The sequence below is a fragment of the Cobetia sp. 10Alg 146 genome, assembly GCF_029846385.1.
In the GTDB taxonomy this organism is placed as follows: Bacteria; Pseudomonadota; Gammaproteobacteria; order Pseudomonadales; family Halomonadaceae; genus Cobetia; species Cobetia marina.
On the sequence record NZ_JARWKT010000010.1, the window covers coordinates 63715 to 81187 of the forward strand.

The window sequence follows — 17473 nt, forward strand, 5'->3', positions numbered from 1 at the left end:
GGGAGACTCAGGGAGACATCGTCTCGCTGGTGCCGGCCGCCTCATCCTGCTGCGCGACCTCGTCTCCGACATCGAGACTGATCACGTCCGGGCCGGAGAGCGCGACGCTCGAGATCAATGCCTTGACGCCGAGGCCGACCTTGAGCCCCAGCTCCTCGCAGGCCAGCCGGTCCACGCGCGCTCTGAGCCGCTGGCCGGCGATGCCCAGCACCAGTTCCGCACTGGCGTGGCCGCGCTCGCTCTCGATCTCGTGAATCACGGCGGGCAACGTATTGCGCAGGCTGGTATTCAGCGGGGTTTCCAGCGCGATGCTGACATCACGGGCACGCAGTCGCAGGCGTACCCGACGCCCGACCGGCATCGCCAGACGCGCCAGCTTGAGACTCAATCCCGCCCCGAGCCCCAGACGGGTCAGCTGATGCGTTTCATCGTGCGAGAGCACCTCGGCACTGAGCAGTGAGCCGGCTTCGAAACGCCCGGTCTGCGGGGCCAGATCAAGACGTGACAGCATATCGCCGATCTCGCCGCTGGCGGTGATGCGCCCGTTGTCGACCAGCGCGAGGCGGTCCGCGACGGCGAACAGCTCCCGGGTATCGTGACTGACGAACAGGATCGGAATCTCGATCTCGCGAGCCAGACGGCTGATGTAGTGCAGGAGTTCCTGCTTGCGGGCGCCATCAAGGCCGGTCAACGGCTCATCCAGCAACAACATGCGTGGGCGTGACAGCAGGGCGCGCCCGATGGCGACACGCCGCGCCTCGCCACCCGACAGCTGACCCGGCATGCGCGTCAGTAGGTCCTCGATGCCCAGCAGCGCGACGATCTCGTGCAGGTGGTCACGGTTGCGCTGGCGTTGAGCACGCGTCAGTGCCAGCGGCATGCCGTAGCAGAGATTGCCGCGCACGCTGTAGTGCGGAAACAGACGAGGCTCCTGGAAGACCACGCCCAGATTGCGCCGATGGGCAGGCACCCAGTGATCATGCTCGCCGCCGATCAGACACTCGCCCGTGAGACGCAGATGGCCATGATCCGGGCGGTCGAGCCCTGCGATCATGCGCAGGATGCTGGTCTTGCCGCTGCCGGAACGTCCGAACAGCGCCGTGACCCCGCGTGCCGGCACCTTGAGTTCGGCATCGAGATGGAAGGCGCCCAGCGTGCGGCAAAGGTGGAAATCAAGCATCACGCCCCTCCATCCGGAGTCGGGCCCGGCGCGCCAGCCATTCGGAAGACAACAGCGAGAGCATCGCGATCACCACCGCGATCAGACACAGACGCGCGGCCGCGCCCTCCTCGCCCGGCGTCTGGATCAGGGTATAGAGCGCCAGGGGCAAGGTACGGGTCTCGCCGGGGATGTTGGCCGCAAAGGTGATGGTCGCGCCGAATTCCGACAGCGCGCGCGCGAAGGCCAGCATGCCGCCGGTCAGAATGCCGGGCAGCGCCAGCGGCATCGTCACCGTGAACAGCACCCGCAGCGGGTTGGCCCCCAGGGTACGAGCCGCGGCCTCCAGCCCCGGGTCAATGGCCTCCAGCGACAGGCGCATGGCACGCACCATCAGCGGGAAGGCCATGACCGCTGCCGCGACGGCGGCGCCCTGCCAGGTGAAGGGCAGCACGATATCGATCTTCGCCAGCCACTGACCGATGACGCCGTTGCGTCCGAAGGTGACCAGCAGCAGATAGCCGACCACCACCGGTGGCAGCACCAGCGGCAGATGCAACAGGCCATCCACCAGCGCCTTGCCACGAAACTCGCGTCGTGCCAGCCACCAGGCCGCGGCGAAGCCGGGAATCAGACTGAAGCCGACAGCCACGCAGGCGACCTTGAGACTCAGACTCAGGGCTTCCCATTCCAGTGCGCTCAGCATGCACTCTCCTCGAACAAGATCAGGTGGCGCAGGGCAGCGCGATCACGAGACGACTCGCGCCCATGGCATCGCCATGGCCCGCTCGATGATTCGCTCTGCCAGCCACGTCATTGCCGCAATGATGCCACGGAAAACCTCCAGTGTAGCGGCCCGCGTGCCTCCGGGACATGCCGGCCGGCGCGCCAGCCCAGCCGGGGCGCTCTCACTGGCTGTCAGCGGTGGCGGGTGCGGTCTGGGTCCCAAGGGTGGCGAACCCGAAGCGATGGAAGATGGCCCCTGCCTCATTGCTGGACAGCCAGTGGGCAAAGGTTTCCGCTGCCTCGTCGGGCGCATCCCCGCCCCGCGTGATCAAGGCGGCAGGATAGTGGATGGGGTCGTGGCTGCTCTCGGGCAGCAGGCCGATCTGATGGACGCGATGACTGACGGAGGCATCCGTCGAGTAGACGATGCCCAGTGGGGCTTCACCGTGCTCGACCAGCGCCAGCGCCGCACGCACATCCTCGGCACTGGCCAGATGCGAGCGCAGTGCCTGCCACTGACCCAGCGATTCCAGCGATTGACGTGCATAGATGCCCGCCGGCACGTGATCCGGGTCCCCCACCGCCAGCCGGGAGGCGTCGCCCGTCGCGGCCAGTCGCTTGGCCACGTCCGTCACGTCCCGGGCATTGCTGACGCCGGCATCCAGAGAACTTGCCCCGGCGGCTACCAGTGCCAGACGATTGCCCAGCAGATCATGACGCCCTGTCACCACCACGCCGGGCTGCTGCTCGAGCCAGTCCATCCAGCGCTCGTTGGCCGACAGATACAGCTGGGCTGGAGCACCATTGGCCAGCTGACGCGCCAGGGTCGAGGACGAGGCGTAGACCGGCAGGATATCCACGTTGGCGAGGCGCTCGTAGCGGGCCTCGATGGCATCCATCGCATCATGCAGCGAGGCGGCGGCCATGACGCGAATCCGGGTGGGTTCGTCGGCCTGCACCGGTGCCGCCAGCAGCGCCACCAGCGTCATCAGCAGTGTTGAGCGGGCCGTCAGAGAGGTGCGTCTCAGGCAGGCGGATTCCTGGCATGAGCGAAAGTGAGCGCGCAAGCGCGTGGCGAGTGACATCACGAGGTCCTTTGTCAGGCCGCGAAAGGGCCTTGGAAGAGTGAAACGCAGCGACAGCGCGTGCCACTGCTGCATGCCATGATGCCGCGCCCACCCGCCACATGCATCCCGCTCGGGCGCGGATGGGCGTCAACGAGCTGGAATCGTGAGCCCCATTATCTGAACGCGCCCGCCAGCAGAGAACGCGAATCACTTTCATGCATGCCACTCCCCCCGCCAAATCGGCTACAATGCTGGCCAAATCGGCAACTCGCCACTGGCCCTTGCGCCAGATCCGCGGCGCACTCTGCCTCCACGCTCTCTTTCATGCCATCGGCTGCCCGAGTGGCAGACAGTCTCAGGTGCCACCAATCCATGCCTCCCGTACTTGACGAATTTCAGGGCCTCAGTGCCTTCGATGCCATCATGCGCCATGGCAACCTGGGCGCCGGCGCCGAACACCTCGGTATCTCCAAGTCCACGCTCAGCCGTCGGATCAGTCACCTCGAGTATCAGCTCGGTCAGCCGCTGCTGCATCGCCAGGCCAACCGCCTGATTCCCACCGAGGCCGGCACGCTGTTCCATCAGTATTGCCAGCAGATGCTGTCGCTGGGCGAGCGCTCGCAGATGGCACTGGACGAACTCCGCGAGGAGGTGAGCGGTGATCTCAGCATCAGCGTCCACCCGCATTTCCTGCGTGGCTGGTTCAATCGTCTGCTCACCGAGTTCATCGAGGAGTATCCGGGCATTCGCCTGACGCTGACTTCAAACCTGCAGCCTCCGACACGTGAGGATGATCAGGTCATGCTGTGGCTGTGGGAAGGTCCGACCCGTGACAGCGGCCTGCGTGACGAGGTGCTGGGCCACCAGCGTCAGCATCTGTATGCCCACCCGGACTATCTGCGCCAGCATGGCCATCCGCAGCATCCCGGCGAGCTTGCCTCCCACGACTGGGTCAACCTGATCGACCGCCATCATCCCGATCTGGTGCTCCACCATCCGGAACAGGGCGAGTACCGAGTGAGCCTGCCGCCCTCGCGCTTCACGGTCGACAATGTCGTGGTACATGCCGACCACATCGCGCATGGCGCCGGTATCGGCCTGCTGCCGGACCACCACGTGCGCACCCGCTCCGTGGCACATCCCGGCCAGTTCGAGGCCTGTCTGCCCGAGTGGCAAGGACCCTCGATTCCGGTCAGCCTGCACTATCCCTTCGGGCACCCGCCGCGCAAGCTGGGCGCGCTGCTGGATCGTATCCGGCGCCATGTGCCCAAGGACTGGGGGCAGCCCTAGCCCCGCAGGCCTCACGTACCAGCGCGACTCAGCGGCCCTGGCCAAACAGGTGGCGACGCGCCTCTTCATCCATCGCCACATTGGCCGCCGGATTGATGTCGTCGATGCGCGCCATCGCCCGCCTGACACCATCACGCTCGGCCATGCGAGTGCGGTAGGCAGCCACCGCCGGGAAGCGGGCCAGATCGATCTCCTGCTTCTCGGCCTTCAGCCACGGCCAGATGGCCATGTCGGCGATGCTCAACTCGTCACCGGCCACGAAGTCACGCCCCGCAAGCTGGCGCTCCAGAACGCCGTAGAGGCGCTCGCCTTCCTTGTGATAGCGCTCGATGGCGTACTCCACCGGTTCTGGCGCGTAGTGCGTGAAGTGGTGCACCTGACCGAGCATCGGCCCCAGGCCGCCCATCTGCCAATGCAGCCACTGCAGCACATCATTGCGTGGGCGCGTCTCGCGCGGCAGGAACTGGCCGGTCTTGTCGGCCAGATATTCCAGAATCGCGCCGGATTCGAACACGGAAATCGGCTCGCCACCATCGGCCGGCGCATGATCGACGATCGCCGGCATGCGATTGTTGGGCGAGATGGCCAGAAACGCTGGCGCGAACTGCTCGCCCTTGCTGATGTTGACCGGAATGAGTCGGTACTCGAGGCCGGCCTCTTCCAGAAAGATCGTGATCTTGTGGCCGTTGGGCGTGGTCCAGTAATACAGGTCAATCATCGTGAGCACCTTTTCGAGGGCAAGACGACATGGCCCGAACGCCTGGAAGCGTTCGAGCCATCAGGAAGCGCATCGCTGACGCGATTGAGGGCTTACTGCGGGATCTCGCTGGCACGCGGCGACTTGCGTGCCATGCCGTCATGGAGATCCATCATGCGCTCGCGCCACTGCACCAGCGGATCAGCGGGGTCTTCCGTCTCGCCGAAGGGCGAGGTGTCGGAGACGATGTGGGCCCAGATGAAGAAGCCGAAGATCAGGTAATCCGCCGCCGCCGGTGACTCGCCATCCATGAAGGGCTGATTGCCCAACAGGCCACGCAACGGCTTGAAGGCGCTGTCGAGAATGCCACGGGCGATCTCGACATCGTGGAACTCCTCGAACGACATGCCGAAGCGGGCTTCTCGGGCGCTCTGGAAGTATTCACGGTCATCCGGGTGAATGGCCTGCACCAGATCCAGTGCCACCAGGCGGAAGAAACCGACGGCCATGACCTGCTCGGCATAGACCTTGACGAAATTCAGGCGCGCCCTTGCCAGTGCATCGCCGATCAGCGGGCCATGGCCTGCATCCGGATAATGCTCGTCCAGGTGCTGGAAGATGTCGTAGCTGTCCATCGACACGCCGAAATCATCCTTGAGTACCGGCACCGTGGTGGAATCGCAGAAGTCGATCGGACTCTTGTCGGTGAACAGCATGGGAACGAGTTCCGCCTCGATGCCCTTGTGGGCCAGGGCCAGCCGCGCGCGCCAGCAGAACGGCGAGAAACGCAGACGGTCATCACGGCCTCGCAATTCATAGAGTACTGGGGTCATGCAGGTATCCTCCGGTGTCATTCAAGCTCAAGATGTTCGGCATGACGTCGCCGTGGGCGTCTTGCCCATGGCAATGTTTTGGACGTTGTGCCGCGCAAATGCAAGCAAAATGAGCATTCGTTCAATATCCCGCTGATACGCCGCTCGCCGTGCTTCCACCCGCTCACCCTTGCAGTGGCGCGAGGTTGGACCCATTGAGGAGGGATTCGCGACACGCGCCGGTCATTGACCAAAGGATATTGATGACACTCGGCCTCGACAGCGCGAATAATGGATCCACGCTGTCGCACCCGCCGCGTCTCGCCCTGCTCTCATCACTCATTTCCCAAGGAGTCTCGATGTCCGTCGAAGACCTGCACCTTAACCTGCGCAACCTGCAGGAATCCGACTACCCCCAGCTGAAACGCCTGATGGACGGCATCTACGACGACATCGGCGGCGCCTGGCCGGAACACACCATCAATCGCCTGGTCGCGGAATTCCCCGATGGTCAGATCGTGATCGAGGACGGCGAGATGCTGGTCGGGGTCGCGCTGACGGCGCTGGTGGATTACGACGCCTTCTCGAACCCGCACAAGTACGATGATTTGATCGGCCAGCGCGAAGTCATCCTCAACAACCCCGAGGGAGATGCGCTCTATGGCCTGGATGTCCTGATCGACCCCAACTACCGGGGCTATCGTCTCGGCCGCCGCCTGTATGAAGCGCGCAAGGAACTGTGTCGCTCCATGAATCTGCGCTCGATTCTGGCCGGTGGGCGCATTCCCCAGTATCACGAGTATGCCGCGGAGCTGTCCGCGACCGACTACATCGACAAGGTCGAGCGACGCGAGATCTACGACCCCATCCTGTCCTTCCAGCTGGCCAATGGATTTCTGGTCAAGCGCCTGATGCGCCAGTATCTGCCGGAAGACGAGAGCTCACAGGGCTATGCCACCTTGCTCGAGTGGAACAACATCCTCTTCGAGCCGGTCGAGCGTGTGCTGGAAAGCCGCAAGACGATGATTCGCGTCGGCGCCGTCCAGTGGCAGATGCGCAAGTTCGATTGTGTCGAATCCGTGCTGCAGCAGGTGGAATATTACGTCGATGCTCTCTCGGACTATCAGAGCGACTTCGCCGTCTTCCCGGAGCTGTTCAATACACCGCTGATCGGCCTGCTGGAAGACCAGAGTGACCCGGTGCGCTGCATCCGCTTCCTTGCCGGCTTCACCGAGCGCTTCAAGCAGGAAATCTCGCGCATGGCGGTGGCCTACAACATCAACATCGTGGCCGGGTCCATGGTGGAGGTCGGTGATGACAACGAGCTCTACAACGTCACCTATCTCTGTCACCGCGATGGCGAGATCGACCGTCAGGCCAAGCTGCACATCACGCCCCAGGAGCGCCGTGACTGGATCATCAAGGGCGGCGACGAGCTGGCCGTATTCGAGACCGACGCCGGCCGCATCGGCATGCTGATCTGCTACGACGTGGAATTCCCGGAGCTGTCACGTCTGCTGGCCGACCAGGACATGGACATCCTGATGGTGCCGTTCTGGACCGACACCAAGAACAGCTACCTGCGCGTCCGCCACTGCGCCCAGGCGCGCGCCATCGAGAACGAGTGCTATGTGGTGGTCTGCGGCAGTGTCGGCAATCTGCCGTCCATCGAGAGTCTGGACATCCAGTACGCCCAGTCAGCGGTATTCTCGCCCTCTGACTTCTCCTTCCCGCATGATGCGGTGATGGCCGAGACGACCCCGAACACCGAGATGATCATGTTCTCGGATCTCGATCTGGAACGTCTCAAGGTCGTGCGCAGCGAAGGCTCGGTGACCAACCTCAAGGACCGTCGCAAGGACCTCTTCGACCTGCGCCTGCGCGACTGGTCCTGGAAGTCCGGCAGTCGTCAGGACTGACTCGATGCCCCCCTGGTGGCAACGGCTGTGGCAGCGATCCGAGCGCCACGGCCATGATGCCGACGCCTCAGCCCCCTTCTCTTCCCAGACCCAGGAGGGGGACACCCTGTGGCAATCCGTCCGCGAGCGTCTGCCGATCCTCGAGGAACTCGACGCCGAGGCGCTCACGCGTCTTGAGCGCCGCGCCCGCCGGCAACTGCATGACTGGAAGCTGACCAGCGCCGAGCCTCTCGAGGAGGTCGAGGCGCTGGCATTGGCGGCTCAGGCGATGCTGTTGCTCAATGGTTGGGCGCATGCCGAGCGCTGGCAGGATGCCGGCGCTCGCGTCCATGAGATCATGCTGCCGCTCGAGGCCATCCGCCGTGAAGTGGAAGAGATGGATGAGGCAGGCGTGGTGCATGTCTTCCAGGACACCCGGGCCGGTGAGACCTGGTACCAGGGGCCGGTGGTGGTCACGCAGCAGGACCTGGCCGCCAGCGGTGACTGGAGCGGCTTCAATGTGGTCATCCACGAATTCGCCCACAAGCTCGACATGGCCAACGCCACCGATGCCGATGGCTTTCCGCCTCTGCCTGGCCACATCAGCGCTCAGGAATGGCACGCCACCTTCACTGCCGTCTGGGATGACCTGAGCGAGCGCCTGGCACACGGCATTCCCACGCCGATCGATGACTACGCCGCCAGTCACCCCGCCGAATGCTTCGCCGTGTGCTGCGAGTATTTCTTTACCGCACCGGACACCCTCGAAGCCGCCTATCCCGAGCTGTATGCCCTGCTGGAACGCTTCTTCCATCAATCGCCATTGCCACGCTGCCCGACGGCTCACGACTGATCGCCTGACAGCCAGGCAGGCAGACGGGCAGACAAGAAGATCCGGACAATGAATAGCGACCGCTCACCCCCTCAACCACCGGCTCAAGCTAACGGTATATCAATCAGGGTGTGCCGCGGCGGGCCCGCCGTTGCGATTCCCCGATGCATCAAGAGCAGTACCTGAGTCGGTCACTGCTGACTTTTCCACCAGGTAATCCCAGACACGCTGGGCCGTGGGTCGCATGGGACGTTGGGAGGAACGTACCAGCCAGAAATGCTGCTCGGCAGGAATCGCCAGCGGGAAGGCCTGCTCCAGTCCGCCATTGCCGGAGGCCATCCATTGCTGAAAATGGCCTTCATGCACCAGCGCCACGCCCATGCCGAGACGCGCCATTTCCAGTGTCATGACCTGGGTGTCACAACTGATGGTGGACGTCGTCTTCTCCAGTCCCAGCTGACCAGCCGCGACCAGCCAGCGACGCCAGCCCACCGCGAATCCCGCCGCATGCAGCAGCGTCATTCCGGTCAGATCCGCCGCCGTGCTCAACCGGGCGCTCAGTGCCGAGCTTGCCACGACGATCATCCGCTCCTGCTCCGCTCCCACCTTGATCGCCTCGACCTGCGGCCAGTCCCCCTGGCCATAGCGCAGTTCGATATCCACTTCCTCGCCATCGAAATCACGCGCCCAGAAGGCACTCACCAGCCGCAGGGCGATCTCGGGTTGATCTCGATGAAAGCTGGCCAGACGCGGCAACAACCAGGCCTGCTGGCTCATCGGCGTCGCACGCAGACTCACCGGCGCGGCGCGCGAGGGTCCGAAGACTTCCAGCGTGCCCTCCTGCAGACGCTGGAAGCCATCCTGCAGCGCCGGCAGCCAGGCCTGCCCGGCCGGTGTCAGATTCAGACTGCGAGCATGGCGCACGAACAGCGGCTGGCCGAGCCGATCCTCCAGCTGGCGGATACGCTGACTGATGGCGGACTGGGTGACGCTCAGCTCCTCGGCCGCCCGCGTGAAACTCATCAGGCGTGCCGCCGCCTCGAAGGCCTGCAGCCAGGCCAGGGGTGGCAACGGGCTGGACAAGGAAACAGGCAAGACACTCGGCGGCGAGGAAGGTGAGTCGTGCATGGCAATCTCGTGGCGGACAATGGAGGAGCATGACCACACATTAGCTCAGCTAAGCCATGGGCGTCATATTTCGCGTTGGTCAGCCTTCATGACACGCAAGACAATAGACTCACTCTCAGCACAAGACTCACCGACACCGACAGAGACAAGGAAGGCGCCCATGGAGACTCTCACAGCATCTGATTCCGACACTTTCGGTACCAGCGACACTGATGGTATTGGCGACACTAGCGTGACGAACGACACTATCGATACGAACGACACTATCGACACTACCGACACGGCAGCGACGGATGCCGGCACGCGTCATCAGTGGGACATGAAGGAATATCAGCCCCATCATCGCGGCACTCCCCTGATTCAGGCGACCCATGACGAGGCACTGGCGACTCTGAGCTGGGCCGATGGGGATCAGGCACGCTTTCCGCTGATCTGGCTGCGTGATCACTGCGCCTGCGACGCCTGCCGTCATCCGCAGACCTTCGAGCGCACCTTCATGCTCATGGATGATGCGGCCCTGACGGTGCATCAGTTGCGTGTCGAGCAAGGCAATCTCGTCGTCATCTGGCAGGACGGCCACACCAGTCGTTTCGATGCCGGTTGGTTGCTGCAACGTCGCCCGAGTGATGCGCCGCCAGCCACGCCGGTCCCCTCGAGCCGCGCCTGGCAGCAGGGCCATCAGCCTCACGCTACCGCCTTTGCCGACTACATGGCCGGTGGGCAGGCACGACTTGGCTGGCTGGAAGCGCTGTGCCGCGACGGCTTCGCGATTCTGGACGGCGGCACCTGTGAAGGCGGTGAGATCGATGCCATCGCGGCCACCATCGGCCCCATCCGTGCCACCAACTTCGGCGGGCGCTTCGAGGTCTTCTCCAAGCAGGCGCCCAACAATGCCGCCTACACGCCCATCGCGCTGGAACTGCACACGGATCTGCCCAACTGGCGCCAACCGCCGGACATCCAGATGCTCTATTGCCTGGTCAATGACGCCGAGGGCGGTGAGTCGATCTTCGGTGACGGCATGGCCGTCGCCGAGGAACTACGCCGGCGTGACCCTGCCGCCTTCCGCCTGCTGGCCGAGACGCCGGTGGACTTTCGCTTCGCGGATGAGCAGACCGACCTCGTGGTGCGTGAACCGGTCATCCACCTGGATGCCAGCGGCAAGGTCATCGAGGTGCGTTTCAACAACTGGATCCGCGATAGCCTGCGCCTGCCGCTGGAACGGATGCAGGCCTGGTACGCCGCCTACCGCCACTACTGGAGCATCCTGCGCGAACCGGACTTCCGCCTGCACCTCAAGCTCGAGGCCGGTCAGATGGTGGCCTTCGACAACCGCCGCGTGATGCACGGGCGCCGGTCCTTCGACCCGACCACCGGGCGCCGGCACCTGCAAGGCTGCTACGTCGATTACGACATGGTGGAATCGGCATTGCGCGTCACAGCGCGCCAGCTGGACTGACGACGGCCCGCGAGCGTTGAAGCTCAGTGATTCAATTCGTCCAGTCCCAGCAGCAGACCACGCAAGGCGATGGCATCCTGAGACTCTGGCTACTCAGGTACCGCCCATGAATCCCATGACGCTCTGCTTTGCGGATGACACCCTGGAACGACGCTATCGTCGACAACAGATCGAGACCTCACACAAGCTCAGCCGGTTCACCATCCCGCTGAGCTGTGTGATGTTCGCGTCCTATGCGCTGATCGAGATAAGTCTTACCCACCATTTCGAGAGCCTGCTGCTGCTGCGCGCCGGCATTCTCGCCAGTGTCCTGAGCCTGTTCCTGCTGTCACGCCATGCGCGATACAGACACCGGGTCAATGGCCTGCTGTGCCTGGCCTCCCTGAGCGCGGCGCTGGGCACGCTGGCCATGTTCCATCTCGGCAATGACCACGCAGTGGATCACCATGAGATGCATGAGGGTGAATTCCCGGCCTATTTCGTCAGTCTGCTATTGCTGGTGTTCTGGACCTACACCCTGCTGGGGCTGCAGTTCATCTATGCACTGGCCTGCGGATTGCTGATCTGGATGGGCTGCACCGCCAGCTGCGCGATCCTGCACAGTGGTACCGGCGTGCTGGTGGAAGCCAACGAAGCCTTCTTCATGATGTCCGCCAACCTGCTGGCCGGCATGAGCGCCTACTCGCGAGAGCGACAGAGCCGCCTGCTGTTCCTGCGCGAATGTCACGTCACCGACGAGCGAGACAATCTGCGTGACCACGCGACACGCGACTCGCTCACCGGACTGCTCAATCGACGCGCCCTGATGGAGCATCTCGATCAGGTGCTCGACATCCAGGCACCCGGCGTCATACAGGCTGCGCTGTTTATCGACCTGGATGGCTTCAAGCCCATCAATGACCGCCATGGTCACCATATCGGCGACCAGGTCCTGAGCATCATCGGCGAACGACTCGGAGACACCCTGCGTGGCAACGATATCGTCGGCCGCCTGGGAGGCGATGAATTTCTCGTGCTGATCAGTCGTGAAGGCGATAGCCGCCAGGGCCCGGAAACACTGGCCAATCGTCTGGTGGACGCGATCAGCAGGCCCATCCACCTCGAGGTCGACGGCGAGCCGCTGATCATCGGTGTCAGCGCCAGCGTGGGCGTCTGTCTGTTCCCCTTCTCCGGTGCCACGCCGGAAACCATCATCGCGCGTGCGGACGGTGCCATGTATGAAGCCAAGCAACGTGGCCGCGGGCGAGTGGTCGCGGCCAACCCGCTGCGCCTGGTGCTGTGATCCCACCACGAATGATGCCCCCTCCCTCTTGAGACAACCGCAGACGCCCCAATGAGAGAAGGATGCCTGTGCATCCTTTCATCACGTAACGACGCCCCGCGACGATTCGCCGGGGCGTCCTGTCTCATGGAGCCCGCCAATGACACGCCTGCCGCATCTCGCCCTCTCGCTCGCTGGCCTCAGCCTCCTTGGCGGCTGTGCCGGTGTCCCGTCCGGCACCCAGCCCGTCGGGGACTTCCAGCTCGAACGCTACTACGGGCAATGGCACGAGATCGCCCGCCTGCCCAACAGCTTCGAGGAGGGACTGAGCTGCGTCACCGCCGATTACTCGCCCCGCGAGGACGGCGGCGTGCGCGTCATCAATCGCGGCCTTGATGCCGACAAGGGCGAATGGAGTCAGGCCGAAGGGCGGGCCTACTTCACTCAGGGCAGCGAGACCGCGGCCCTCAAGGTCAGCTTCTTCGGCCCCTTCTATGGTGGCTACAACGTGCTGGCACTGGATGATGAGTATCAGTGGTCGCTGGTGGCCGGTGCCGATCGCGACTACCTGTGGATACTGGCGCGCGAGCCGCAGCTGGATGACGGCACCTATCAGGCGCTGGTCGATCAGGCCGCCGAGCTCGGCTTCGCCACCGATTCACTGATCAAGGTCGAGCAGGGTGAGACATGTCCCGTCGCTGACGGCGAGAGCTGATGACGCAGGCGCTTGCTCACGGCGCAGGCTCCACCCAAGGTCTAAACCGACACGTGACGTTTACATGGTGCGGACAGCCGCTTTCATCCAACCGACCTTGCCTCTTGCCACGCGCCAGCGGCTCGCCAATGGTGAGCTGACAATCTGCCGAGGCAGCGTCTCGCCGAGTGCGCTGCCCTGCTGCCAACCGCCAAATGCCGTCGCCCAGTGTCAGTGACACCTCGCTGCACTGGGCAACTCAGTTCAGAGGGAGCTCGTGCCATGGATATCCAGCAGTTCTTCAGCGCCCTGTGGGATGATTACGTCGCCATGACGCCCCAGGCCCAACAGATCCAGGATGCCTTCGTGGCCGACGGCGAGACCATCGTCAACGACCACGTGGCCTTCCGGACCTTCGACCGCGGGCCGATCACCCTGAGCGCGCTGGAACCTCATCTGCTGGCGCTCGGCTACACCCGCTTCGCCCCCTATGACTTCCGCGAGAAGAAGCTGCGCGCCTTCGGCTATCTGCCGCCGTCTCCCGACATGCCGCGCGTCTTCCTCTCCGAGCTGAAATGTCATGAGCTTTCCGAGCGCGCCCAGTCGATCATCGATGGTCTGGTCAGCCAGATCTCGCCGGATGCCGCCACCCAGCCCTCCGTGCTGTGGTCAGGTCGCCTGTGGGACGCGCCGACCTTCGAGCAGTATCAGCGTCTGATGGAGGAGAGCGAATACGCGGCCTGGCTGTCGATCATCGGCCTGCGCGCCAATCACTTCACCATCAGCGTCAATGCACTTACCCGTCATGACACGCTCGACAAGGTGCTGACGCGCGTGGAAGCGCTTGGCCTGGGCATCAATCCGGCCGGCGGACGCATCAAGGGCTCACCCGAGGTCCTGCTGGAGCAGGCCTCCACCCTCGCCGACCGCCAGACCTTCACCTTCGCCGGCGGCGAGCAGCACGAGATCGCGACCTGCTACTACGAGTTCGCCCGTCGCTATCCGGATGCCGACGGCAAGCTGTATCAGGGTTTCGTGGCCGCCAGTGCCGACAAGATCTTCGAATCCACCCACCTGACCGAATCCTCCGATACCGGCCAGGACAGCCCAAGGGAGCACTCCACCCCGTGATTGCCGACTGGCTTGACCTGACACTCGAAGGCCACGCCAGCGCGCGTGGCATGGGACGCATCCCCGGTGGGCGCTATGAGATCGTCGCCCCCGGCGTGCTGGAGATCTGTCCGGACACCCAAGGGCCTGCGGCTCGCCCCTGCGTGCTCTCGGCGGGAATTCACGGCAACGAGACGGCGCCCATCGAACTGCTGGGTGAGCTGATCGCCGGTCTCGAGAGCGGCCACCTGATCGCCGGTGCCCCGCTGCTGCTGATTCTGGGCAACCTGCCCGCCATCCGCACCGGTGAGCGCTTCCATGCGACCAACCTCAATCGGCTGTTCCGACGTACCGAGACGGCGACCGCCATCTCGGTGGACGCCGGCAACGCGGCTGCCGGCAAGGCCAATGACTGTCCTGCCGATGATGAGCCGGCACGCGCCCGCCAGCTGATGGCGGCAGTGGATGACTTCTACGCCCGCTTCCCGCCGGCCGATGGCACGCGACGCCTGCACTACGACATGCATACCGCGATCCGCGACAGCCACTACCCGCGCTTTGCCGTGGTGCCCTTCAGCGAGGGAGAGGCCATCAGTCCCTCACAGTGGCCGATATTGAGCGCTGCCGGCCTCCAGGCCGTGCTGCATCAACATCAGCACAGCTGGACCTTCTCGCACTACTCGCGCCACTACCATGATGCCGATGCCTTCACGCTGGAGCTGGGCCAGGTGCGTCCGTTCGGCGCCAATGACATGGCGGCACTGGCGCCGATGTCCCGCCTGCTCGCGGCTCTGGCCACCGGAACGCCGCCGGATGAGTCTGATCCCGGTGCCATGGATTACTTCAAGGTGGAAGTGGAGCTGATGCGCCACTCCGCAGACTTCGCGCTGTGCTTCAGCGAGGACGTCGCCAACTTCACCCGCTTCGCCCCCGGCACGCTGATCGCCCGGGATGCGCAGGCGGGCCCCTGCATCATCGGGGACACGCCGCTGAGCGTGGTATTCCCCAATGCCAGTGTCGAGATCGGCGCCCGCGCCGCCTTGCTGCTGGCCAGCTGTGCTCCCCCCGAGACAGTCTGATCATGAAATGCGCCCCACCCACCAGCCACCGCCGTACTGCCCCACGCAGCACGGCGCATCGGCAGGGTGGGCGCCCCCAATAATGACAACAAGGTCCCCACTCATGACGCATTCCTGCCGTTCTGTCCCTCCTGTCGCCAGCCAGCGACTCTTGCCGACACGCGCTCAACCAAAGTCGTATCCGGCGACGCTCCAAGGAAGCAGTTAACCCAGCGTTGAGCTGGTAGAATCTGCCCCCTTTCACGATCACGACCGTGATACCACTCGAGCGGCTGCGACGACATGGCCAGCTGCCAGCGAGATTCAGTCTCGCCTGGCGACGTCATGCACCCTGTGCCGCCGTGTCGACAACGCACAAGTTCCCACGGGTCCGTGCCGCCCTGCGGCAGACTCAGGACGCGCCCGCGCCGCCTGGCAAGGCAGCGATGCGCTGCGTCTGGATCGGAGTAACGGCATGACCAAGACATCCCCCGGGATCGAGACCCCGAACCGCGAGGTGCTGCCCCTCGAGGTTCGCGACATCACCAAGTCCTTCGGCAGCAATCAGGTGCTCAAGGGCCTGTCGCTCAAGGCACGCAAGGGCGACGTCATCACGCTGATCGGTGCCTCTGGCTCCGGCAAGAGTACCTTTCTGCGCTGCATGAACCTGCTGGAACAGCCGGACGGTGGCGACATCTTCGTCCACGGCGAGCAGATCGGCTTCAAGGACACCCGCCGCGGTCGCGAGCCGATGGACTGGCGTCAGGTCGAGCGCATGCGCGCACGCCTGTCGATGGTCTTCCAGGGCTTCAACCTGTGGTCACACATGACCCTGCTGGAAAACGTCATCGAGGCGCCGATCCACGTGCTCGGCAAGCCGAAGAAAGAAGCCATCGCGCACGCGCGCAGCCTGCTGGATCGCGTCGGCCTGCTCGAGCGCGCCGACTACTACCCGGCCCAGATGTCGGGGGGCCAGCAGCAGCGTGGTGCCATCGCGCGCGCCCTGGCGATGGAGCCGGAAGTGATGCTGTTCGACGAGCCGACCTCGGCTCTCGACCCGGAACTGGTCGGTGACGTGCTCAAGGTGATGCGCGACTTGGCCGAGGAAGGCCGCACCATGGTGGTGGTGACCCACGAGATGAGCTTCGCGCGCGACGTCTCGAGTCAGGTGGTCTACCTGCATCAGGGTCTGGTCGAGGAAGCCGGCGATCCGGCTGAGGTACTGGGCAATCCCCAGTCAGAGCGACTCAAGCAGTTCCTGGCGCCCAAGTACTGACAGGCAGGACTGATGAACAGGACTGACGGACGGCTCTGATCAACCGCTCGCTCCGCCGGCGCTTCCCCCGGCACGGTGATCCCGTGTCCGGCACATGATTCAGCACCGCGAGCGCCATGCCATCGGCAGGCCTCGAGGCGCAAGAGATTTCAGGAATGAAAGTGATGAAACAGTTCGCGACACGCGCCCTGATGGGCGTCACCCTCGGTCTCTCCACTCTCGCCATCTCGGCAGGCGCCGTGCAGGCCGCCGATGTGCCGGACCCGCTGCGCCTCGGCATCGACGTGCCCTACGCGCCCTTCGGCTACAAGCTGCCGAGCGGTGAGCTGACCGGCTTCGAGATCGAGCTGGGCAATGCCATCTGCGAGCAGCTCGCCACTCGCTGCGAGTGGGTCGAGCAGGACTTCGACGGCATCATCCCGGGCCTGATGGCACGCAAGTACGACGTCATCATGTCCGCGCTGACCATCAACCCGGAGCGTGAACGTCAGGTGCTGTTCTCCGCGCCCTACTTCACGCCGCCGTCCGGCTGGTTCGTCAAGGCGGACAGCCCGCTGGCCGGCGCGGACAGCCTCGATGCCGAGGCTCTCAAGGGCAAGGTGATCGGTGTCCAGCGCGGCAACCTGCAGGATCACTACGTCACCGACCTCTACGCCAGCGTGGCCGAGGTGCGTCGCTATACCAAGCTGGATGATCTGGTGCTGGACATGGACAGCGGTCGCGTCGATGTCGCCTTCCTTGATCTGCCGGTCGGTCAGGACACCCTGGTCGAGGCCAATGATGGCAATTTCGTCAATACCGGCAGCGCCATCAGCGAACCGAAGAAGTACTTCGGTGACGGCTTCGGCATCGCCATGAAGCAGCGCGACCGTGATCTCAAGAAATCCATCGACGAGGCACTGGACACGCTGAAGGCCGACGGCACGCTCGAGCGTCTCAACGCCAAGTACTTCGCCAGCGCCGCGACCGCCAACAGCCAGTAAACCGCTGAGCGGTTTGCACGGCG

Annotated in this window: 16 protein-coding genes; 10 read left to right on the forward strand and 6 right to left on the reverse strand. The window is 64.2% G+C overall.

The genetic code is table 11. The annotated features are described in order from the left end of the window. Positions 1-7 precede the first annotated feature (7 nt). The 3 genes from modC to modA all read right to left on the reverse strand — a co-directional run bounded on the left by modC (position 8) and on the right by modA (position 2970). A complete protein-coding gene (gene modC, locus QD172_RS15630; protein WP_279856237.1) occupies positions 8-1180 on the reverse strand; it encodes a molybdenum ABC transporter ATP-binding protein in 1173 nt (390 codons plus the stop codon). Beyond that, positions 1173-1865 (reverse strand): molybdate ABC transporter permease subunit, encoded by a 693-nt coding sequence (gene modB / locus QD172_RS15635; protein WP_077378349.1) that lies wholly within the window; start codon positions 1863-1865, stop codon positions 1173-1175. Before modB ends, modC begins: the two co-directional genes overlap by 8 nt. Before the next feature lie 202 nt (positions 1866-2067). Beyond that, positions 2068-2970, reverse strand: coding sequence for a molybdate ABC transporter substrate-binding protein (gene modA, locus QD172_RS15640; RefSeq protein ID WP_279856239.1), 903 nt, complete (start codon positions 2968-2970; stop codon positions 2068-2070). Between the two features lie 354 nt (positions 2971-3324). On the opposite strand from modA, the gene QD172_RS15645 reads away from it, so the two are divergent. Further along, positions 3325-4242, forward strand: a complete 918-nt coding sequence (locus tag QD172_RS15645) for a LysR family transcriptional regulator (protein ID WP_077378346.1) — start codon at positions 3325-3327, stop codon at positions 4240-4242. Between the two features lie 28 nt (positions 4243-4270). On the opposite strand, the gene QD172_RS15650 is transcribed toward QD172_RS15645, so the two are convergent. Together QD172_RS15650 and QD172_RS15655 are read right to left on the reverse strand one after the other, a co-directional pair. After that, positions 4271-4960, reverse strand: coding sequence for a glutathione S-transferase C-terminal domain-containing protein (locus QD172_RS15650; protein ID WP_084207923.1), 690 nt, complete (start codon positions 4958-4960; stop codon positions 4271-4273). 92 nt (positions 4961-5052) lie between these two features. Then, positions 5053-5772, reverse strand: coding sequence for a glutathione S-transferase N-terminal domain-containing protein (locus QD172_RS15655; protein WP_077378486.1), 720 nt, complete (start codon positions 5770-5772; stop codon positions 5053-5055). A 338-nt stretch (positions 5773-6110) separates the two neighbouring features. On the opposite strand from QD172_RS15655, the gene QD172_RS15660 reads away from it, so the two are divergent. Both QD172_RS15660 and QD172_RS15665 read left to right on the forward strand, forming a co-directional pair. Beyond that, the gene (locus QD172_RS15660) at positions 6111-7670 is read left to right on the forward strand and encodes a bifunctional GNAT family N-acetyltransferase/carbon-nitrogen hydrolase family protein (protein WP_077378340.1); all 1560 of its coding nucleotides are present in this window, start codon (positions 6111-6113) and stop codon (positions 7668-7670) included. A gap of 4 nt (positions 7671-7674) precedes the next feature. Further along, positions 7675-8502 carry a M90 family metallopeptidase gene (locus tag QD172_RS15665; RefSeq protein ID WP_279856242.1) on the forward strand — a complete coding sequence of 276 codons (828 nt, stop codon included), beginning with the start codon at positions 7675-7677 and terminating at the stop codon, positions 8500-8502. Between the two features lie 99 nt (positions 8503-8601). Here QD172_RS15665 and QD172_RS15670 read toward each other — a convergent pair whose 3' ends face one another. Next, positions 8602-9609: a LysR family transcriptional regulator gene (locus QD172_RS15670; RefSeq protein WP_176503230.1), complete on the reverse strand. Its 1008-nt coding sequence runs from the start codon at positions 9607-9609 to the stop codon at positions 8602-8604. 160 nt (positions 9610-9769) lie between these two features. Here QD172_RS15670 and QD172_RS15675 point away from each other — a divergent pair, with 160 nt between their 5' ends. From QD172_RS15675 to QD172_RS15705, 7 genes are all read left to right on the forward strand, one after another. Continuing rightward, a complete protein-coding gene (locus tag QD172_RS15675; RefSeq protein ID WP_279856243.1) occupies positions 9770-11068 on the forward strand; it encodes a TauD/TfdA family dioxygenase in 1299 nt (432 codons plus the stop codon). A 106-nt stretch (positions 11069-11174) separates the two neighbouring features. Next, complete coding sequence (locus QD172_RS15680; RefSeq protein ID WP_176493558.1) at positions 11175-12350, forward strand: GGDEF domain-containing protein; 1176 nt, start codon at positions 11175-11177, stop codon at positions 12348-12350. Positions 12351-12489: 139 nt separating this feature from the next. Continuing rightward, positions 12490-13044 carry a lipocalin family protein gene (locus tag QD172_RS15685; protein WP_279856244.1) on the forward strand — a complete coding sequence of 185 codons (555 nt, stop codon included), beginning with the start codon at positions 12490-12492 and terminating at the stop codon, positions 13042-13044. Positions 13045-13305: 261 nt separating this feature from the next. Next, the gene (locus tag QD172_RS15690; protein WP_176503231.1) at positions 13306-14154 is read left to right on the forward strand and encodes a DUF1338 domain-containing protein; all 849 of its coding nucleotides are present in this window, start codon (positions 13306-13308) and stop codon (positions 14152-14154) included. Continuing rightward, positions 14151-15212 (forward strand): succinylglutamate desuccinylase, encoded by a 1062-nt coding sequence (locus tag QD172_RS15695; RefSeq protein WP_279856245.1) that lies wholly within the window; start codon positions 14151-14153, stop codon positions 15210-15212. The genes QD172_RS15690 and QD172_RS15695 overlap by 4 nt, the downstream gene beginning before the upstream one ends. Before the next feature lie 454 nt (positions 15213-15666). Further along, entirely contained in the window at positions 15667-16467 is an 801-nt protein-coding gene (locus QD172_RS15700; RefSeq protein ID WP_077378316.1) for an ATP-binding cassette domain-containing protein, read from the forward strand. 164 nt (positions 16468-16631) lie between these two features. After that, positions 16632-17450, forward strand: coding sequence for a transporter substrate-binding domain-containing protein (locus QD172_RS15705; protein WP_136938898.1), 819 nt, complete (start codon positions 16632-16634; stop codon positions 17448-17450). The last annotated feature ends 23 nt before the right edge of the window (positions 17451-17473 follow it).